The sequence below is a fragment of the Candidatus Binatia bacterium genome, from assembly GCA_036563615.1.
Classification (GTDB): domain Bacteria; phylum Desulfobacterota; class Binatia; order UBA12015; family UBA12015; genus DATCMB01.
In genome coordinates this window covers 205,802-226,673 of record DATCMB010000018.1, presented here as the reverse complement: position 1 = coordinate 226,673, position 20,872 = coordinate 205,802, and the positions used below count along the sequence as shown (strand labels likewise).

Here is a 20,872-nt window from a genome sequence, read left to right as displayed (position 1 = left end):
GGACGGTCGTCCGGCATCCTGGGCTCGCTATCAAGGTCCCCACGCCGCAGGCAATGCTGATTCTTTGCGGTCGGCGCGTGCGCGTGCCGTGCTCGATCGTGAGCTGGCGCGCGGGCGTGTCGCTGGCGGTCGATCGGGAAGCTAGCGTCCGCGTGCGCCGCCGCGCATGCCGCCGCCCACGCTGCCCATGCTGCGGCCCATCGAGCGTCCGCCGCCACCGCCGGAGAAGCCGCGGCTCATCGACGAGCCGGAGTACGACCGCACCGACGGCGCGGACGAGCCGCGCGAGAAGCCCGAGGACGGCGCGGAGTACGTCCGCGGCGCCGAGGACGTGCTGGGCGCGGAGTAGCTCCGCGGCGCGGAGTACGTCCGTGGCGCGGACGACGTTCGGGGCGCGGAGTACGCACCGGGCGCAGAGGTGCTGGGCGATCCGTACGAGCGCGTCGGCGCGGAGCGCACCTGCGGCGCCCCGCGCGACGGCGCGGTGGTACCGCCGTAGGACCTTCCGCTCGGCAGCGAGCGCGGCGCGACGGCCGCGTAGCCGTCCGCCTGCCTCCCGCCACCGTCCGGACGGGAGAGCGTGCGCGGCTGCGAGAAGTAGGTGCGCGGAGCGTTCTCTCGCGTCGTGGGCGCCGAGCGCACCGACGGGCTGGAGCCCAGCGTGCGGGAACCCGACGGATTCGAGCCCAGCGTGCGCGAGCTGCGTGAAGGTGCCTGTGCGCGCACGTCGCCGCGCGCGCCGTTCGGCATCGAACGTACGCTGGGGGAGCCGGGTGAGCGCGACGTGCCGACCGAGCCCTCGCGCGACGTCGTGCGCGGCGCGGTCGCGCCACGCGAGGAGCCCGACGACGCGTCGCCGTCGAACGCCGGACGTTGCGCGACGTACGGCTGCCGCGACGCACCGCCCTCGCGCGGCGCGACCGGCATGTCGCCGCGATGGCTCAGCGTCGGCGGACGCGGAACCCCGCGCGACGCGGTCCGAGCGTCGCCGTTGCCCTCGAAGGTCATGCTCCGACGCGTCGGCGCGCTGCGTCCGCCGTCCGGCTGCGAGGTCGGCGTCCGTGCGAGCGCCTCGCGGCCGCTCGGCATCGCGCGCGCGCCGACTTCGTCGCGTCCGACCGCAGCGACGCTGCGCACGGCCGGCGTGCGACCGCTCTCGGCCGCCATCTGACGCAGCGTCGTCGGCGTGAGCGGCGCTCCCTGATTGCGCTCGACCAGCGGCAGCTTGCGCTCGAAGCTCGGCTGACCGCCGACCGGCGTGCGCGCCGACACCACGCGACGGTCGAGCGCGTCGCGCGGCGGCTGCGCCGTGCGCGTCACCCCGACCCGCGACGGGTTCGTCGCCGGCAAGCTGTCGCGGGTCGGCACGACCGGAAGCCGACCGCCCACCGGACGCATGCCGCTCGCGTCCCGCGCGTTCACCGGCATGACGCGGCCGCCGCGCCGGAAGTCCGGCACCGGCATGCTCGAGAAGCCGCCCGGGTGGCGCCGGTTCACGAACTCGACATCTTTTATATTGATGTTCGTGATGTTCTTGGTGATGAAGTAGTTGTTGACGATGCGCGGGCCGCCCCAGCCGCCCCACCACGGGCTGCCGATCACCACGCCGCCCCAGCCACCCCACCACGGGAAGCACGGCTCGCCCCAGCCGAGCGGCACCCAGCCGATGCTGCCGAAGCCGATGCCGATCGACACCGAGACGCCGCCGCCCCAACCGCCGTACCAGCCGACGAGCGCCGGAGCGTAGACCGGGGCCGCGACGATCGGCCCCGGCGCCCAGCCCCAGTAGCCGCCGTAGTAGACCCAGCGGCCGTAGTGGAACGGCGCCCAGCCCCAGGGAGCGTAGTCGAGCCACGTCCAGCCCCACGGATCGACCCAGACCCAGCGGCCGTCGGTGTACGGCGCCCAGCCGACCGGAACGTCGCGCGGCCGCCAGACCGGCCCGTACTCGGGGTGCTGATCCCAGTCGCCGTGCTCGTCGAGGTCCTCGGCGCCGTAGATCTCCTCGCTGACGTAGCGATAGCTCTGCGCCTGCTCGACGCGGCGGGCGCGCTGCGCCTCCCACTCGTCCCAGGCGTCGCCGCCCTCGATCGAGTACAGGCTCGGGCGAGCGTCGCTGCCGGTGCCGGTGATCTTGGCGCCGCGGCCGATCGTGAGACGGTAGCGCTCGCCGCCGACGTAGACCGCCGCCTCGCCCTCGCGCACCTGGACGTCGGTGTCGCCGTCGCGGTCGACCGAGACGCGGTACACGCCGGCCTCGCGCACGACGATCGCCGCACCCGGGGTGTCGATCTCGACGTGGCGCTCACCCGGGTCGCGCCGGACGCGGAAGGTCGCGAGGCCGAGCGTCATCCGCACCTGGGTCGTGTCGGGACCGAGCTCGAGCATGCCGATCTCGGTCTCGCTCGCGAGGCGGGCGTAGACCGCCGGCGCGAGCTGGATCTCGGCGCGCGACGCGGCGCCAGAGTAGAAGCGGTCGCCGGTGACGAGCGGCGCGTTGACCGACACGCCGGTCCAGTCGTCGGCGTCACCGCGCAGATACGACGCCTCGCCCTCGATCAGGCTGACCCGGGCGACGCCGGGCTCGTCCTTCGGTCGGTCCGTCAGCTCGACGTCGGATGCGGCGGCGGCGAGGCCGCCCGAGGCCACGAGCAGGCCGAGCGCGGCCAGCAGGCCGAGGGCTCCGGCCCGGGCGCGACGCCCGTGCAGGAACCCCGATCGAGAGCTCCGGGTCTTCATCGTCTTGCTCCTGCCGCCGGTCCGCGACGCCCCTGGCGTGCACCACCGACCCTGGTTCAAACACACGACCAGCGTCGAGGATGCGCTGATCATGCGCCCCGGCGTGGGGCGTCGCCAGAGGAAAAGCGCGCGGCGCCTGGGAGCCGGTCAGGACCGGGGCTCGAGCCAGGCGATGCGGCCGCGGTGGCGCAGCTCGCCCGCCACTCGTTCCGCCTTCTCGTCGCTGCCGCAGAAGAGATCGATCCGGCCGCGTCCCTTGATCGCCGTGCCGGTGTCCATCGCGATCACCAGCGACGAGAAGCGCTCGCCGCCGGGCAGCTCGACCGATAGGTGCCCGATGCTGCCGAGCGGCACGACGTCAGGGTCGACCGCGACCGAGCGCCAGGCGACGAGCGGCACGCCGAGCGCGCCGCGCGGCCCCTGTTGCGCGTCCGGCGAGGACTCGCGCACGGCGAAGAACACGTAACGTGGGTTCGTGCGCATCACCGCCGGAGCCTCGTCGGGGTGCTCGCGCAGCCACTTCTTGATCGCCGGCGCGGTCGCCTCCGTCGGCCGGAACACGCCGCGCTCGACGAGCTCGACGCCGATCGAGCGGTAGGTCTTGCCGTTGCTGCCGGCGAAGCCCACGCGCACCGTCGAGCCGTCGTCGAGCACGAGGCGACCCGAGCCCTGGACGTGCAGGAAGAAGAGCTCGATCGGGTCGTCGGTGTAGAACAGCTCGAGCCCGCGCCCGTCGAGCGCGCCGTTCTCGATCTCGGCGCGCGTCGGCAGGTCCGTTCCGCCGGGCGGCATCGCGTAGACCGGGTAGCGGAAGCGGCCGTCGCGCTTGCGTCGCGCGGACAGCGTCGGCTCGTGGTAGCCGGTGACGAAGATCGGGCGGAACGGCGACGCGGTGAAGCGCTCCGCCAAGATCTTCGCGAGATCGGCGTCAGGACGCGCGAGCGCATCGCGCAGCGCGCGCAGGCCGCGGACGACCGTTCGCGTCTGCGCGCTCGCGTCCTTGGCTTCCGCGCGCGGCGCGAGCTTGCCGAGCGCCTCGCTGACGGCGCGGCGCAGGGCGGCACGATCGCCGTGGTCGGTGAAGGCGGTCGACGTCTGCGTGCGTGACGATCGTGCGCTCGAGGTCTGCGCGCGCGACTTCTCCGGACTCTCCGTCTGCGCGCTCGACGCCGGCTTGCCGGACGACTGCGACGAGGACGTGCCGGCGCGCGCGTCGCTCGGCGTGACGAGCGCCACCGCCGCGGCGACCAGCGCCGTCGCGCCGACCAGCACGGCCGCCGCCACGAGCGTGCGTCCGCGGCTCACGAGGTTTCGTCCGGTCGCGCGGCGGCGCCGCCGACCTGCCCCACCGTCAAGCAGAAGCGAGCACCTGCTCGGCGGCCGCGAGCGCGCCGGTGCTCGTGCGCCCGAGCGTCTCGCCGAGCGCGTGCAGCACCAGCAGGACGTTGCCCGCGGTCGACGACTCGCCCATCAAGCCGATCCGCCAGACGCGCCCCTTCCACGGACCGAGCCCGGCGCCGATCTCGATGCCGTGCTCGTCGAGGAGCTGCTTGCGCACGCCGGCCTCGTCGACGCCGTCGGGCACCGACACCGCGTTCAGCATCGGCAAGCGGTGCTCGGGTGCGACCGGCATCGCGAGTCCCAGCGCGTCGAGCCCCGCGACCAGCGCACGGTGGTTGCGCAGGTGACGCGCGAAGCGCGCCTCGAGCCCTTCCTCGTGCACGATCCGCAGCGCCTCGTAGAGCGCGTACACCATCGAGACCGGCGCGGTGTGGTGGTAGACGCGGTCCGAGCCCCAGTACTGCTCGAGCAGGCTCACGTCGAGGTACCAGCTCTGCACCGGAGTCTTGCGCGCGCGCACGCGCTCGAGCGCGCGCTCGCCGAACGTCACTGGCGAGAGGCCGGGCGGGCACGACAAGCACTTCTGCGTGCCGCTGTAGCAGGCGTCGATGCCCCAGGCGTCGACCTCGACCGGCGTGCCGCCGAGCGAGGTCACGGTGTCGACGACGAACAGCGCGTCGCGCTCGTGCGCGAGACGCGACAGCTCCTCGAGCGGCTGGCGCGCGCCGGTCGAGGTCTCGGCGTGCACCGCGGCGACGAGGCGCGCCTTCTTGCCCTGCGGCAGCGCGTCGAGCGCGCTGCGCAGACGTTCGACGTCGATCACCTCGCCCCACGGCACCTCGACCGGGACCACGTGGGCGCCGCAGCGCCGCGCGATCTCGACCATCCGCCCGCCGAACACGCCGTTCACGCAGATCACCGCGACGTCGCCGGGCTCGAGAAGATTGACCAGCACGGCCTCCATGCCCGCGCTGCCCGTCGCCGAGATCGGGAAGGTGAGGCGATTGCGCGTGCGGAAGGTCGCCCGCAGAAGCTCCTTCACCTCCTCCATCAGCGCGACGAAGGCCGGGTCGAGGTGGCCGACCAGCGGGGTCGCGAGCGCGCGCAGGACGCGCGGGTGGACGTCGCTCGGTCCGGGACCGAGCAGGATGCGGCGTGGTGGGTTCAGCTCAGCAGACACCCGGTCACCGTCGCGTCAGACGTGCTCGTATGCAAGCCGGCCCACGGCGTCGACGTAGGTGCGGATTCCCCAGCGGTAGCCGTCGACCGGGACGCGCTCGTCGTGGCCGTGGAACATGGTCTGGAAGCTGATGCCCTCCGGCAGCTTGAGCGGCGCGAAGCCGTAGCAGCGCGCGCCGAGCGCGGCCCAGAACTTGTCGTCGGTGAAGCCCGGGATCAGCCACGGCACCGGGATTCCGTCGGGGTCGTGGTCGCGCAGCGTCGAGCACAAAATCTCGAATTCGGGCGTGTCGGACGAGGTCACCACCGGCTCGAGGCTCTCGAGGATCTCGACCTCGAACTCCTCGCCGATCACCGCGCGCACCTCGCGCAGCAGGTCCTCGAGCGTCTGTCCGGGCAGCGTGCGGCCGTCGAGCTCGACGGTCGCGACGCCGGGGATGACGTTGGTCTTGTTGCCGGCACGCACCACCGTCGGCGACACGGTGTTGCGCAGGATCGCCTCCATGCCCTGGCGCTGCTGCGGGTCGCGCAGACCGTAGTCGAGCACCGTGCTCGCGAGGTACGGCGTGGTGAGGCCACGCAGCGCGAGCGCCACCGGCAACGGCTGGTGCTCGGCGAGCGACTCGATGAACTTCGTCGCCTCGGGCGTGATGTGCAGCGGCAGCCGCGTCTCGCCCAGCTTCGCGATCGCGCGCGCGAGCTTGACGGGCGCGCTGTCGGAGCGCGGCACGCTGCCGTGTCCGGGCACGCCGCGGAACGTCAAGCGCAGCCAGCAGACGCCCTTCTCCGCGACCTGGATCGGGTAGTAGCGCACGCCGAGCAGCGGCATCGAGAAGCCGCCGACCTCGTTCAGGCACACCGCCGCGCGGACCATCTCGGGATGGTTCTCCGCGAGCCAGCGCGAGCCGTAGCGGCAGCCCGCCTCCTCGTCCGCGACCACCGCCATCACGACGTCGCGGTCGGGACGGCGCCGCGAGCGGGCGAGCGCGGTCATCGCGGCGAGGTCCATCGCGAGCTTGCCCTTCATGTCGACCGCGCCGCGGCCCCAGATGCAGCCCTCGGCGATCTCGCCGCCGAACGGGTCGCGGCGCCAGCTCGCGCGCTCGACCTCGACGACGTCGATGTGCGAGGCGAGCATCAGCGGCCCCTGGTGTCCGTTGCCGACGATCCGGCAGACGAGGTTTGCGCGGCCCGGCGCCGACTCGAGGACCACCGGCTCGAGCCCCTCGCGGCGCAGCACGTCGGCGACGTACGCTACCGCCGGCGCTTCATTGCCCGGCGGATTGACGGTTTCGAAGCGGATCAGACGTTGCAGGTGCGCGACCGTCGCGTCGAGCAGGGACTCGTCGACGAGGGCGAGCAGGTCGGCGCTGCGGGCGTCGTCGGAAGGGGCCGTCGCCGTGTGCATGGCGGCGGACCTTAAGGGAAAACGCGCTAGCCGAGAAGGGGACGCGGCAGCTTGAACCAGGCCCACGCGAGCCAGCGCCGCAGCACCGACTCCTTCGCGAAGCGCTCGACATCGACCGTGGTCTGCACGTCGGGCCAGGTGCCCGACACCGAGAACGGCACCGAGATCTCGCCGCGCTCGGTGACCAGCGCGCCCGCGAGCGGCGCGAGCGCGATCACCTCGCGGGTGACCTCGGGCGACACCCGCAGGTGTCCGGTGAAGGCGACCGTCCCGTTCAGGTCGATCGAGCCCTTGCCGAGGACCTCGTAGCCGTTGCCCGCGAGATGCAGCTCGTTGGCGTGCAGGCGCGACTCGGCGAGCGTCACCGGGCTGCGAATCTCGTCGAACGACGTCGACGTCGCGGTGAACAGACCCCCCAGGCGCGACGGCGGCTCCTGGTCGCCCAGCAGCGGCCCGACGACGTCCGCGACGAAGTTGTGCCCGGCGATCGCGCCCGACACGATGCTCATCTCGCCGCTGCCCGAGACGCGGCCGGTGATCTCGTTCCAGGTCTCGCCCGCGGTCGCGAGCTTGCCGTCGAAGCTGAGCCCGCCGCCCATGACGGCGCCGACTGCCGGAAAAGCGCGCAGCGGCACGGAGCTCAGCGCGACGCGATCGAGCTTGTAGTTCGGCGTCTCGCCGCGCCCCCACGGTCCGACGTCGCCCGACACGCTGACGTTGTGCTTGGTCGACTCGAAGCCCGCCTTGGCGTCGAGGTGGACGGGCGTGCCCTCGCCGAAGCCGCGCAGCTCGGCGTCGACCGACGCCATGCGGATCTCGCGCGGCGTCGCGCCGGCGCGGTCGATGACGCGGACGGTGCCGCCCGCGATCTGGACGCGGTGCACCGCGCGCTCGCTCGCGATGGCGAAGATGTCTTCGGCGCCGACCGAGCGCGGCAAGAGCGCGTCGATGTTCACGCGCCCCGAAGCGTCGCGCACGATGTTGATCACCGGCTGATCGAGCTGCAGCACGCCCTCGAGGTCGCCGCGCATGAGCGCGCCGATGTCGACCGTGAACTGCGCCGACGCGCTGGTGAGCAGCGGCTCGCTGCCCTGCGGGTCGTTGACCACGAGCCCGCTGAGCTCGACACCCGGACCGCCCTCGAAGGTCAGCGCGACGCTCTCGACCTTGGCCTTGCCGCCGAGCGCCGACTCGAAGCGCTCGATCGCCGCGGTCTCGAGCCGCTCGCCGACGGTGCGCGCCCCGAGCAGCGCGGAGATCAGGCCACCGAAGATGAGCGCGATGCTCGCCGCGATCTTCCAGACGCGATGCGTCGAGCGCTCCTCGCGTCCGACGCCGGCGCGACGCGCGAGCACCAGCTCCTGCGCGCAGTTCGGACAGAAGGCGACGTGGCGCTCGAAGTTCTCCTCGGCGGTGCTGCTGAGGTTGCCTTCGATGTAGCTCGCGAAGGTGTACTCGGAGGGATGCGAAGTCGACTGCGCGGCGTCCGCGACCTGCTCGTCGGGGGTGCCGTAGAGCATGAGGTCGCGCATGGCCTCGCGGACCACCGCGCGCACCCGCTGCTCTTCCAAGTCGACCCGATGCCGCATCAGAGCCTACCCTCGAACTTCTCCGCGATCAGGCGACGCAGCTTCTCGTGCAGACGCATCTTGCGCACGTAGGCCGCGTTGGTCGTGATCCCGATCGTGTTCGCGACCTCCTCGATCGGTAGGCCCTGGAAGTAAAATAGCTGCACGAAAAGCTGATCTTTCGGCGGCAGTTGCGCGATCAGCTCGCGCACCCGCGCCGCACGCTGCGCTGCCTCTACCTGCGGCTCGGGACCCGGCTTCGCGTCGGGTTGCACCTCCCGGAGCCGCCAACTCTCGATGTTGTTAGGATCGTCCAGTGAGACCGTTCGACCCTCGCGCCGCAATCGATCGATGGTCAGCCGATTCGCCACCACCCTGAGCCAGCTCGCAAGGGAGCATCCGTTCCTTCCCTGGTACTGGCGCAGCTTGCGAGCGTCTTGGTCGAACAGCGCCAGGAAGACGTCCTGGCAGATGTCCTCGATCTCCTCTTTCCTAGATGGACGACCGAACTGCTGAAAAATTACGGAGACGCCGTACGAGACGATTCCGGAGTACTCGGCCACGAGCCGCCGACGAGCCTCCACGTCACCGCGTATGCACCCCTGCAGCAGCTCGGTGGTCGCGTCCACGCCTTCGGGGCTCTGCGCAGGTGGAAGGCTCGCGACCCGATCGGCACCGGACGGAAAACCGCTCATGGCCGGTAAGGCCTTGTACGGCCCCTCAAGGCAAAGGGCAAGGTTCGGTGCCATGGGCGACAGGATTGACGCGCCCCAGCGTCTGTATCTGACATCGTGCTTTCCGCGAGCGTCATTTGCTTGATCGTCTGCGCCGTCGCGGCGCTCGTCGCCGTCGTCTGGATGATCGCGTACCGCGTCGGCTTCAACGAAGGACGACTCACCATCCCGCTCCGGCTCATTCACGCGCTGGCCGAGCACAGGTTGCACTGCCTCGGCGAGAATCCCGACGACGTCGCGCGCGATCTCGAGCAGGCGCTCGCCCTCCCCGCGCGCGACAGCCGCCGGCTGGTGGCGAGCAAGCTGCATTCCGCTCAGGCGCAACCGACGCGAAGCTTGCGCTCTGCCTGAGCAGCGTCCCGGCAAGGACGCGAAAGAGCGCGCGGGACGGGCCTCGAGCGCCCCTCGCGCGCGGCGAGAGCGGAGAGCGTCGGTCCGTCGCTCGTCGCAACCGCGCAAAACGCACGCACGCCGCGGTCAACGGCGTGCGACACGCGCTGTCAGCGCCGGTTCACGCTTTTGCGAGCGGTTGAAACGTCTTCCCGGTGCCGACGAGACCCGGCTGCGGCAGGACGAGCTTGCGCTCGCGGTCCGCGACCGCGCGCCCGAGCACCGTCGCACCGGGCTCAAGCTCGCGCAGCAGGCCGAGCGCACGCTCGGCCTCGCGCTCCGCGACCACGACGCAGAACCCGACGCCCATGTTGAAGGTCGTGTACATCTCCGCCGGCGCCACACCGCCGCGCTCCGCGATCAGCCGGAACACCGGCTGCGGCTCGGGTAGCGTGTCGAGGACGAAGCCGACGTCGCGCGCCGCGATGCGCAGCAGGTTCAGCAGGCCGTCGCCCGTGATGTGCGCGAGCGCCTTCACGCCGACGCCGGCGTCGAGCAGCGCCATCACCTCGCGCACGTAGATGCGCGTCGGCACGAGCAGCTCCTCGCCGATCGTGCGCCCGCCGAGGGCGTCGGGGCGCTCGTCGTAGCGCTCGCCGTGCTCGCCGCCGAGCACCCGCCGAGCGAGCGTCAAGCCATTCGAGTGGATGCCCGACGACGGCAGCCCGAGCACGACGTCGCCCGGCACGACGTCGCGTCCGACGATGATGCGGTCGAGCGGCACGAGGCCGACCGCGGTCGCGACCACGTCGAAACCTTCGCGGCCGTCCGGTGGATGCGAACGCAGGAGCTCGCGCACCTGCGCGATCTCGCCGCCCGGGATGCTGATCCGTGCTTGACGCGCGCCCTCGACCAGGCCGAGCGAGAGCTGCTCGAGCAGCACGGGATCGGTCGACGACACCGCGACGTAGTCGACGAGCGCGATCGGCTCCGCGCCGACGCACAGCACGTCGTTCACGTTCATCGCGATCAGGTCGATGCCGATCGTGTCGAAGCGCCGCAGCGCTAGCGCGACCAGCAGCTTCGTGCCGACGCCGTCGGTGCTGATCGCGAGCCCCTGCCCGGTGCCGAGGTCGAGCACGTTGGCGAAGAAGCCGTTCGGCAGGACGGGTCGCCCGCGTCGCGGAAAGTCGTTGGTCGCGGCGAGACGCGAGACCAGCCGCCCGAGCCCCGGCTCGAGCCCGAGCACGTCGACGCCCGTCTCCGCGTAGGTCGCTCCCTTGCTCGTCGTGCCTGCGTCTCCGTCGCCACGTCCCGCGCTCACCCGATCGCTCCTTCCGCTCGTAGGGCGGCGATGTCCGCCGGATCGATCCCTAGCAGATCGCGCAGCACGAGGTCGGTGTGCTCGCCGAGCAGCGGCCCGGGCCCGCTGACGCGCCCCGGCATGACGCTCGACACGAACGGCACGCCATCGAAGGTCGCGGGCGCTTCCCCGGGGACATCGACGGTCGCGAAGTAGCCGCGGTGTGCGAGCTGCGGGTCGGCCGCGAGGTCGGCGCCGTTCGCGACCAGGCCCGCGGCAACGCCCGCGTCCTGCAGCCTCTGCTCGACGTCGGCGGCGCGCTGCGTGCGCGTCCAGCGCTCGAGCGCGCGATCGATCGCCTCGCGCGCCGCGAGACGTCCGGCGAGCGTCTCGAGCTCGCGCGCCGCGGCCCAGGTCTCGCCGTCCGCCGCCAGCACGCGCGCGAGCGCGCGCCACGCGTCGTCGGCGAGCACGGCGATCGCGATCCAGCGGTCGTCGTCGACGCCGCCGCGGCCGTCGGGCTCGGGCGCGCAGCGGTAGAGGCCGTGCGGCACGGCGGGGCCCTCCTGCGACGCGTTGCCCGGCGGCGCGACCTCCTCGCCGCGCAGCAGCGCGAGGCTCTCCGGACCGAGGAACGACGCCAGGTTGCCGTACTGGCCGAGGTCGACGAGCTGCCCCTCGCCGGTGCGATCGCGGTGGCGCAGCGCGACCAGCGTCGCGAGCGCTCCCATCATGCCGCCGAGCATGTCCGACCAGGAGTAGCCCCACCCGGCCGGGTCGCCGCCCGGATGGCGCATCAAGTACGGAAAGCCGACCAGCGCTTGCAGCGTCGGGCCGTAGCTCACGTTGTCGCGCCACGGACCCGTCAAGCCAAAGCCGGACATGGACACGGCGATCACGCGCGGGTTGAGCGCGCGCAGGCCCTCGTCGTCGAGCCCCCAGTTGCGCATGACGCGCGGCGAGAAGTTGTCGATCACCACGTCGGCGCGCCGGGCGAGGTCGCGCGCCAGCTCGAGCCCGCGCGGGTGCGCGAGGTTCAGCACGACGCTCTGCTTGCCGCGGTTCAGGTTGCCGGTGAGCCCGCCGCGCCGGTTGCCGAAGTCCGTCGCGTCGCGCCGCTCGATCTTGATCACGCGCGCGCCTTGATCGGCGAGGATCCGCGTCGCGACGGGCCCCGCGACCACCCAGGTGAAGTCGAGCACGAGGACGTCGTCGAGGACGCGTGCGCCGTCTTTCGCTGGAGCGGCGGCCTGCGCGCCGAGATCGCGAGGCTCGAGCGCGCTCGTCGGAGCCGTGCGCCACGCCGGATCGCGCGCCACCTCGTCGTCGTGCTCGCCGAGCCGCGGCGCCGGACGACGAAAACGCCACGGCGACGCCGAGAGCAGCACCGGCGGCCCGGGCAGCACGGCGGTGCGCCCGTCCTCGGTCGTGAGCGTCGCCGGGAAGCCGCGCGCGCGGAGCTGCTCGTCGTCCGCGATCCGTCGTGGGTCGCGCACGGCGGCGTACGGCAGCCGGCGCAGGTGCGCCTGCTCCATCAGATCCTCGACGCGGTGCCGACGCGCCCAGGCGTCGAGGCAGTCGAACAGGTGCTCGGCGCCTTCCTTGCGATGGACGGGCTCCTCCCAGCGCGGGTCGCGCAGGTCCCAGGCCTCGCCGTCGCTCGCCACCCACTCGGCGAGCGTCGTCCAGTCGCCCATCGTCGTGTGCAGCACCCAGCCGTCGGCGCAGCGTCCGATGCGGAAGTAGCGGCTCCAGTGCAGCGTGCCGCGTCGACGCTCGACCTCGCCGTTCTGACGGTAGAAGCCGGTGACGTGCTCGACCGCGCCCGCGGTCGCCTGCACGATGGCGACGTCGACCAGGCCACCGCGTCCGCGGCGCTCGCGCGCGCGCAGCGCGCAGAGCGCGCCGATCGCGCCGTACACGGCCGCGCTGGTGTACGCCGCCAGCCCGAACGGCGCGAGCGGCGGCTGGTCGGGGTGGCCGTTGACGTAGGTCATTCCGCTGCGCGCGGTGCACACGAGATCCGAGCCGCGCCAGCTCGCGCGCGGCCCGCTGCCGCCGAACGGCGTGACGTCGACCAGCACGAGGCGCGGATGGCGGCGCAGCAGGGTCTCCCGATCGAGCTCCGCCGCGCGCAGCAGATCGGGCGGCGATCCGGCGACGACGACGTCCGCGGCGGCGACGAGCTCTCTGAGCCGCTCGCGGCCGGCGCTGCTCGCGACGTCGATCGCCACGCCGCGCTTGTTGGCGTTGAAGAAGCGGTGCGCGTCGCTGTCGCCGTCCGCCGGCGCGTCGACCGAAGCGTCGCCCGCGCTGCGGCCGAGGCGACGCACCTGTGCGCCGTGCGGCGGCTCGACGCGCACCACGTCGGCCCCGAAGTCGCCGAGCAGGCGCGCGCACAAGGCACCGGACAGATCGGTCAGATCGAGCACCCGCACGCCGTCGAGCGCGCCCGCGCCGCCGCTCGTCGGCGCTGCCGTGGGTCGAGCGCCGTGCGCCGCGCTCTCGCGTCCCGCTTCGTCGGCCGTCACCGCGTCCTCCTCACGGCTCCGCGATCGCGAAGCCGAGCGTGAACGTGTCGAGCGCCCCGAGCAGCGCCTCGACCGCTTCGCGATCACCTGCGACGGCGAGCGCGCCGCGCGTCTCGAGCTCGGCGAGCGAGGCGGAGCCGACCACCAGCGCGACCAGCGCCTCGTGCGTCAAGGACAGCGTCGCATCGGGAGCGTCGGCGCGCCTGCCGGGCGAGTGGTGCAGCGCGCCGTCCTGCACGCCGACCGCGTGCACCTCGCCGCGGTCGGTGACGTCGAGCGTGAGCTCGATGCGCCGTCCGCCGAGCGCGTCCGCGTCGAGCCGGACGCCGAGGTAGTCGATCAGCATCTCGACCGTCATCGCGCGCGCGACGTCGCCACCCATGGCGTTGCGGCCGAGCGCCGGGACGCCGCGGCGCAGCTCCTGCGCCGCCGTCAAGTAGAAATCGCGCCACGCCGCGGACTCCGCCTGGTAGCCGAGCTGCTCGAGCGCGTCGGCCTGCAGGGCGCGCGCCTCCTGGTTGCTCGGGTCGGCGAAGACGAGATGGTTCACGATCTGCGCCACCCAGCGGTACTCGCCAGCCTCGAAGCTCGCGCGCGCCGCACGCAGCAGCGCCTCGGGGCCGCCCGCGAGCTCGACGTAGCGTCGCCCGGCCTCGGCCGGCGGCAGCGGGTGGAGATTCGCCGGGTTGCCGTCGAACCAGCCGAGGTAGCGCTGGTAGATGGCCTTCACGTTGTGATTGATGGTGCCGTAGTACTCGCGGTTGAAGTGCTCGTCGGCGAGCGACTCGGGAAGACGCAGATTCTCGGCGATCTCGAGCATGGTCTCGCCGCGGTTCGCGCGCCGCATCGTCTGGTCGTGCAGGAAGCGGTAGAGGTCGCGCTGCTTCTCGAGGAAGCGACGGACCTCCGCAGCGCCCCAGCGCGGCCAGTGGTGGCTCGCGAACACCACGTCGCTGCGCTCGCCGAAGAGCTCGATCGCCTGCTGGATGTACTTGCTCCAGGCGAGCGCGTCGCGCACCTGGGCGCCGCGCGGCGTGTACACGTTGTGCAGCGTCGCCGTGCAGTTCTCCGCCATGCACAGCACGCGACGCTCGGGAAAGTGCAGGTTCATCTCCGCGGGCGCCTCGGTGCCCGGCGTGAGCTGGAAGGTGATGCGCACGCCGTCGATCGTGCGCTCGTCGCCGCTCACGCGGATCTCTTCGGTCGGCGGGATCAGACCCGAGGTCGCGAGCAGCGGCACGCCCTTGCCCAGCCCCGCGTCGACGTGGCCGCGCGGCCCGCGCGGCAGCAGCATGCCGTACATGTAGGTCGCGCGCCGGGCCATGGCGTTGCCCGCGACGACGTTCTCGCTGATCGCCGCCTCGAGGAACCCTGCGGGCGCGAGGATCTGCACGCGCCCGGCCGCGACGTCGGCTTCGTCGACCACGCCGCGCACGCCGCCGAAGTGATCGATGTGGCTGTGCGTGTAGATCACCGCGCGCACCGGACGCTCGCCCAGGTGCTCGCGGACGAGCGCGAGCGCGGCGCGAGCGGTCTCCTCGCTGGTCAGCGGATCGATCACGATCCAGCCGCTGTCGCCGCGCACGAAGGTGACGTTCGCGAGGTCGAGGCCGCGCACCTGGTAGATGCCGTCGACGACCTCGAACAAGCCGGCGCGCGTGTTGAGCTGCGCCTGCCGCCACAGGCTCGGGTGCACGGTCGGCGGCGCGTCCCCGGAGAGGAACGCGTAGTCGTCGAGGTTCCACACCGGATAGCCCGCCGCGTGCTGCACCTGCGCGCTCGCCGGCGGTGCGATGCGCCCGCGCTCGGCGAGCGCGAGCTCTTCGCTGTCGGTCTGCGCGAGACGCTGCGCCACCGCGGCGTTCGCGGCGCGCGTCGCGGCGGTGGCGTCCTTCGGTTCGAGCGGATCCTTCTCGTGCACGGGCACAGCGTAGCGCCGCGGGGCGCGAAGGTATATCGGCGCGGGGCTGCGCGGCGCGCGCGGCGACGTTCGCGCGCGTCAGCCTTCCCGATACACGAGCGGCACCGGGATCATCGCGCGCCCGGCCGCGACCTTCCACGTGCCGTCCTCGCGCAGCAGGATCGCCGTCAGGTGTCCCTTGCGCACCGGCAGCTGCTTGCCCTGCAGGTCGACGACGCCCGAGAGATCGTACTGGCCGTCCACCATCGCGACGTTCTCGGTGATGAACCAGACGGTCTCGATGGTCAGCGCGAGCGTGCTGTTCTTGAACGCCGTCTGGTGCTCCTGCTGGAAGAGCTTCGCGACCTCGTCGCGGCCCTTCGCGTGGCGGCCGTCCGGCTCCATGTAGTCGCCGTCGATCGCCCAGAAGGCGACCATCGCGGGCACGTCGTGCCGGTTCCACGCCTCGGTGTACTGCGCGTAGAGCTTGCGGATCGCGTCCTCCTCCTCGAGGTCGCTCGCGAGACCGCCGAGCCCACGGATCTCCCTCGGCGTCGGCTGCGGCGCCTTGCTCGCGTCCTCACCCGTCTGGGCGGACGCGGGAAGCGCCACGAGGAGCGCCGCCAGTAGCAACAGGGTCCTTCGCATGGCTCCCTCCTCGGGATCGGCGGCGCTCAGCGCGCGGACTCGACGAGCGCAGCGATGGTGAAGAACTGCTCGGTCGTGCCGGACTTCTCGCCCTGGTTGAAGTACAGGCCTTCCTCGCCCGGGAAGCGCGGGCTCGGCAGCGCGGCCCGCGTCGCGTGCGACGCCTGCACGTCGACCATCATGATCGCCGGGCCGAACGCCATCTCGTCTTCATACTTGACCTTGCCGACCGGCGTCTCCTTGCGGAACGTGTGGTCGTTCACCCACACCTTCCAGAGGTTGCCGGAGCGGTCATAGATGTCCGAGTACAGGACGACCCAGGCTTCCTTGTCGATGAAGATGATGCGCTTCGAGTAAGCGTACTGCGGGAACTTCGAGCGCGCCTCGACGACCCACACCTTGCGCTTCTCCCAGTCCTCGTCGAACGCGAAGCTGCCGCGGCCCTCGGCCCACTTCACCGGGAAGTTCCGCCCGTGCATGACGCCGAGCACTTCCTTCTCGCCGAGGAACGTCCAGTCCATCCACGCCGGATGGCCGTCGTAGCCGTAGTAGCTGTCTAGGTCGGTGTCCTGGCCGAAGAGCGCATCGGAGCGCTGCGCGGCCGACAGTCGACGCACGCGACGCAGCGACGGCAGGTAGAGCCAGCTGTCGTCCTGCTTGTCCGGATCGAGATAGCGATAGCTCGTCACGCCGACCCCCTTGAGGTCGAAGGGCTCGAGGATCGGGTGCAGCGACTGGCGGTACTGCACCTGCTCCTTGCTCGGCATCTCCGGCTTGGGATCGACGTAGAGCCGGCCGACGTACATCAGCCGACGCAGGTGATCGAGCAGGTAGTGCCGCTCGATCGTCATCTCCCGGTCGTTCTCGACCGTGCCGACGTCGGCGTCGAAGTTGCGCGCGTCGAAGTCGTCGGTGATCGCGAACCTGCGATCGAAGTTCCACGCGATCTTGGTCGCCGCGAGCGGGTCGTTCGGGTCGATGTTGGGAAACGGCAGGCCCGCGACCCAGCCCTCGAGCCGGCGTCCGTCCGCCGACAGCTTCACCTGACCCGAGTACTTCTCGGTCGCCTCGCGATAGGCGCGCGGCAGCGTGATCGGCTTGGTCTCGACGATCGTCATCGGCATGCCGTGCTCGACGCACCAGACGATGCCGGGCGACACGAGATCCTTGATCTGCGCGACGTTCTGCGGGCCGATCTTGTCACCTGGCTTGACGTCGGCCCGAGCCGCGAACGGTGCGAGCAGCAGGAGCGAGAGCGCGACGGAAAGCTTGATGGTGTTCATGAGCACCTCCCTGGTCGCCGCGGGCGAGCGTCGCGTCGTGGGCCGTCGGCGTCGCGGGCACCCGAATCGGTGCGCGCGGTTCGGCGCTCGTACGTGGGTTACGTCGGCTCATATCCCGGCGCACGGGGCGAAAGAAGCCGGTTACGACGCGAGACGCCGCCGCGCGCGACGCCCCGCTCAGGCCGCGCGCCGGCGCGGCTTGAGCTCGGCGAACAGATGCCGCGTGTCCGCGCGCAGGTCCGAGACCAGCGACACGCGATCCGACAGCGCCCGTACCGTTTCCGTGCGCGCCGACGCGACGTCGATCAGGATCGAGTACAGCGCAAAATTCTTCTTGCGCTTGAGCTCGAGGAAGCGCTCGCGCCACTCGGGATCGACCTCGCACTCGCCGTCGGTGATCAGCACGATGTCGCCGCGGCGCATGTCGCGCTCCGCGAGCCGTGCCACCGCCGCGTCGAGCGGCGCCATGTAGTCGGTTCCCCCACCGGGGAAGTGCTCGGCGAGATCCAGCGTGCGCTCGAGCGCGACCGACCACGACGCGCCCGGGTTCATGTCGAAGTCGCGCAGCCCGCGCTCGCCGGACGAGAAGCAGACGACGTGGCAGCGCCGCCGCCGCCGTCGCGCGAGCTCGACGAAGGTCAGCGTCACCGCCTTCGACCAGATCTCCTTCTCGCCCGCCATCGACGAGCTGGTGTCGAGGCAGATCACCATCGGGCCGTGCCCGCGCTGGTCGAGACCGCGCAGCGAGTAGGTCAGCACGCCGCCGTCGAGCAGGCGGCGCAGGAAGTCGCGTCGCAGCAGCGGGTGCGACAGCGCCATCAGCTCGTGCGGGATCAGCCGGCCGACGTCCTCGAGACCCCGCCCCTGGCGGATCTCGTAGAGCTCCTCGTCGGTGCGGTCGAGCGCGCGCCGCCGCACCGCGAGCGCCTGCTCGCGCATGCGACCGAACACCTGGAAGAGGCGGCGCATCTTCGCGTTGTCCGCGAGCCGCCGGCCGAGGTCGATGCTCTGCCCCGGGTCGCGCGGTCCGCCGGCGCCGATGCCGCGTCCCCACGCCGCGAGCGCGTCCTGCAGGTCGGCGACGCGAGAGGACGCCTGTGCGGCCGCGTTGAACAGCTTCTCGTCGAGGCGCTTCGCGACGCGGTCGAGCGCGCGCTCGACGCGACGCCGCTTCTGCTCGCGCTGCGCCGCGACACCGTGCGCGCTGAGCTTCGCCTTGAGCGCGGCTTCGCGCATCGCGCGCGCGGCGGCGCTCGCGGCGCGGCGACGCCGACGCGCGGTCGTGCGCGAGCGCGCGCCTTCTTCTGCGTCGCTCGGCTCGCCCTCGCCGCTCTCGTCCGCTTCGCCCGCCGGCGCGTCCTCCGTCTGCTCGTCGCCGTCGGCTTCCGCGGCCTCGTCCTCGGCGGCCTGCGGCTCGTCCCCGCGCGCGAGCTCTTCCGCGAGCTCGCGGCCGACCTCCGCCTCGCGCTGCGCCTCCTCGGCGTTCGCCTCCTCGCGCTCGAGGTTCCAGAGGTCGAGGAGGTCGCCGCTCGTCAGCACGCGATCCTCGCGCAGCGCGCGCAGCACCGCCTCGCCGACCAGCACCGCGCCGAGCCCGGCGCGCGCCTCGTCGAGGATCGTGTGCAGGCGCAGCATCTCCCACGCCGGGCCGGTCGCGACGCCGGCGAGCACGCGACGGTTGAACGCGGTGCTCGCCGCGGTGCGCTCGGGCGGCAGCAGGACGACGTTGTACTTGAAGAGCGCGCAGAACAGGTCCTCGACGAGCGCCGGGAAGTGCGGCACCAGACGCGAGCCTTCCTCGTCGAGCGTGCGCCAGGCCTGCGAGCCGCGGCGCAGGCGCACGATCGCTGCACGGTCGTAGGAGTCCGACTCGACGACGTGCGGGTCGAGCGACGCGCCGCTACCGCGCTCCGGGTGGCTCACCGCGCGTCCCCCGCACGCATCAGCCGGCCTCGGCGATCGATTGGCGCAGCGCCTCGATCTCGCGTCGCGCCTCGGCCGCGCGCGCGACCTCGCGACCCGCCTCGCGCGCCGCGCGCTCGATGTCCGCGAGCCGCTCGAGGATGCGGCGCAGCTTGGTCTCGACCTCGATGCGGGCGCGCGCCTGCTGCTCGCGCGACTCCCAGGTGCGCGACAGGTACTCGCCGAGCTCGCGTCCCTGGAAGATCAGCTCCTGCACCTGCTCGTCGAAGCCGTGCACGAGCTGGCGCAGCACGTCCTTGACGGTCGCGCGCTCGGCCGGGTCGCGCCACAGGACGTGCTCGAGGAAGAGCAGCTCGTCGTCGCCGACCGCGCTCTTGCCACGCAGAAGCGCGAGCGCGCGCAGCAGCGAGATGCTCTGCCGGAAGCGCCGGTCGGACGGCACGATCTGCTGCTCGGCGAGCGCGCGACGAAGATCCCCGATGCTGCGCAGCACGCCGTCCGGAACGTCGACCTCGTCGACCGCGGCTTGCACGAGCGCGAGCTCGTCGAGCGTCACGCGCACGCCGACGCTCGGCGCCGGCGCGCGCAGCATGCGCAGGAAGCGCCAGTCCTCGACCACGTAGCCGACGACGAAGCGCACCAGGAAGCGGTCGTAGATCGCCGACAGCTCGTCCTCCTCGGGCAGCTCGTTCGCGGCGCCGAAGAGCGTCAGCAGCGGCACGGCGACGCTCTCGCGGCCGTTGTGGAAGCGGCGCTCGTTGAGCAGCGTCAAGAGCGCATTCAGGATCGAGGAGCTCGCCTTGAACACCTCGTCGAGGAAGGCGACGTGCGCCTCGGGGAGCTTGTCGGTGGTGACGCGGCGGTACTCGTCCTGCTCGAGCGCGCGCAAGCTCACGGCGCCGAACACCTCGTCCGGCGTGGTGAACTTGGTGAGCAGCCACTGGAAGTAGCGCGCGCCCTCGATGCGTCGGCAGAGCTCGTCGGCGAGCATCGACTTCGCGGTGCCCGGCGGCCCGAGCAGGAGGACGTGCTGCCGCGCGATCAGCGCCGCGAGCGCCCCTTCGATCACCTCGTTGCGCTCGACGAAGATCTGTCCGAGCTCACGCCCGATCGCGGCCAGCTTGTCACGCGCCGCGGCGAGATTGCTCGCTTGCACTCGTTCTCGACTATCAACGCGCGCAGGGACGGGCAACGCGGTCACGAGCGTCGCGGGCGCCGCAGCGGACCGTAGCGCAGCGCTCCTACGCGCGAGCGACGGCGCTCTCGGGAACGCGCAGCCCGAGGCGCGCGGCGAGCTCGCGGAGGTCGGGCGCGAGCGGCGCGACGAGCCGAGCGGGCTCTCGTCCGTCGTCGAAGGTGAGCGCGTGCGCGTGCAGCGCGTGACGCGGGTGCTCGTCGGACGGCGGCGTTCGGTAAATGCGCTCGCCGACCAGCGGCAGGCCGAGGTGTGCCACGTGGAGCCGCGCCTGGTGCGTGCGTCCGGTGAGCAGCGTCACCTCGAGCAGCGCGTGACCCGCCGCGACGTCGCGCACGCGCACGCGGCTGCGTGCGCTGCGCGCTCCCTCGTCGCCCGGCCGCGCGATCCGCCAGCTCGGCACCCCGCGCCGTCCGGTGGGTGCGATCGGCGCGTCGACCAGCGTCTCGTCGAAGTCGGGCGTGCCGTGGCAGATCGCGAGGTAGGTCTTCTCGCCGTGCTGCGCGAGGCGCTGCGCCCACGGCGCGACCAGCGACTTGCGCGTCACGAAGACGATCACGCCCGAGGTGTCGGCGTCGAGCTGGTGCACCGCCCAGACGCGTCGCCCGAGCCGGCGCGCGAGCAGATGCTCGAGCGAGCGCGGATCGTCGCGGTCGCGGCCCGTCGACGGCAGACGCGGTGGCTTGTCGACGACCACGACGCGGCCGTCGTCGTACACGAACGTGAAATCGATGAGCGCGACGTCGTCCGGTGCGCGGGCTTCCACGGCTGCGGTTCCGCGAACGCTGTA

14 protein-coding genes are annotated in these 20,872 nt (G+C 72.2%); all 14 read right to left on the bottom strand.

What is annotated here, in order from left to right; genetic code table 11:
* Window positions 1-141: 141 nt before the first annotated feature.
* A complete protein-coding gene (locus VIS07_15110) occupies window positions 142-2,739 on the bottom strand; it encodes a DUF6600 domain-containing protein (GenBank protein HEY8516836.1) in 2,598 nt (865 codons plus the stop codon).
* 147 nt (window positions 2,740-2,886) lie between these two features.
* Window positions 2,887-4,044 carry an MltA domain-containing protein gene (locus VIS07_15105; protein HEY8516835.1) on the bottom strand — a complete coding sequence of 386 codons (1,158 nt, stop codon included), beginning with the start codon at window positions 4,042-4,044 and terminating at the stop codon, window positions 2,887-2,889.
* A 46-nt stretch (window positions 4,045-4,090) separates the two neighbouring features.
* Complete coding sequence (locus tag VIS07_15100; GenBank protein HEY8516834.1) at window positions 4,091-5,260, bottom strand: alanine--glyoxylate aminotransferase family protein; 1,170 nt, start codon at window positions 5,258-5,260, stop codon at window positions 4,091-4,093.
* 15 nt (window positions 5,261-5,275) lie between these two features.
* Window positions 5,276-6,667: a M20/M25/M40 family metallo-hydrolase gene (locus tag VIS07_15095; GenBank protein HEY8516833.1), complete on the bottom strand. Its 1,392-nt coding sequence runs from the start codon at window positions 6,665-6,667 to the stop codon at window positions 5,276-5,278.
* 26 nt (window positions 6,668-6,693) lie between these two features.
* Window positions 6,694-8,256, bottom strand: coding sequence for an AsmA-like C-terminal region-containing protein (locus VIS07_15090; GenBank protein HEY8516832.1), 1,563 nt, complete (start codon window positions 8,254-8,256; stop codon window positions 6,694-6,696).
* Window positions 8,256-9,278 (bottom strand): sigma-70 family RNA polymerase sigma factor, encoded by a 1,023-nt coding sequence (locus VIS07_15085; GenBank protein ID HEY8516831.1) that lies wholly within the window; start codon window positions 9,276-9,278, stop codon window positions 8,256-8,258. Before VIS07_15085 ends, VIS07_15090 begins: the two co-directional genes overlap by 1 nt.
* Before the next feature lie 202 nt (window positions 9,279-9,480).
* Window positions 9,481-10,623, bottom strand: a complete 1,143-nt coding sequence (purM, locus tag VIS07_15080) for a phosphoribosylformylglycinamidine cyclo-ligase (protein ID HEY8516830.1) — start codon at window positions 10,621-10,623, stop codon at window positions 9,481-9,483.
* Window positions 10,620-13,133, bottom strand: a complete 2,514-nt coding sequence (locus VIS07_15075) for a CoA transferase (protein ID HEY8516829.1) — start codon at window positions 13,131-13,133, stop codon at window positions 10,620-10,622. The genes purM and VIS07_15075 overlap by 4 nt, the downstream gene beginning before the upstream one ends.
* 10 nt (window positions 13,134-13,143) lie before the next feature.
* A complete protein-coding gene (locus VIS07_15070) occupies window positions 13,144-15,054 on the bottom strand; it encodes an alkyl sulfatase dimerization domain-containing protein (protein ID HEY8516828.1) in 1,911 nt (636 codons plus the stop codon).
* 78 nt (window positions 15,055-15,132) lie between these two features.
* Window positions 15,133-15,681, bottom strand: a complete 549-nt coding sequence (locus VIS07_15065) for an SgcJ/EcaC family oxidoreductase (GenBank protein HEY8516827.1) — start codon at window positions 15,679-15,681, stop codon at window positions 15,133-15,135.
* Window positions 15,682-15,707: 26 nt separating this feature from the next.
* Window positions 15,708-16,964 (bottom strand): DUF1329 domain-containing protein, encoded by a 1,257-nt coding sequence (locus VIS07_15060; GenBank protein HEY8516826.1) that lies wholly within the window; start codon window positions 16,962-16,964, stop codon window positions 15,708-15,710.
* A gap of 177 nt (window positions 16,965-17,141) precedes the next feature.
* The gene (locus VIS07_15055; GenBank protein HEY8516825.1) at window positions 17,142-18,887 is read right to left on the bottom strand and encodes a VWA domain-containing protein; all 1,746 of its coding nucleotides are present in this window, start codon (window positions 18,885-18,887) and stop codon (window positions 17,142-17,144) included.
* A 19-nt stretch (window positions 18,888-18,906) separates the two neighbouring features.
* Complete coding sequence (locus tag VIS07_15050) at window positions 18,907-20,043, bottom strand: AAA family ATPase (protein HEY8516824.1); 1,137 nt, start codon at window positions 20,041-20,043, stop codon at window positions 18,907-18,909.
* Window positions 20,044-20,128: 85 nt separating this feature from the next.
* Window positions 20,129-20,848, bottom strand: coding sequence for an RNA pseudouridine synthase (locus VIS07_15045; protein HEY8516823.1), 720 nt, complete (start codon window positions 20,846-20,848; stop codon window positions 20,129-20,131).
* Between the last annotated feature and the right edge of the window lie 24 nt (window positions 20,849-20,872).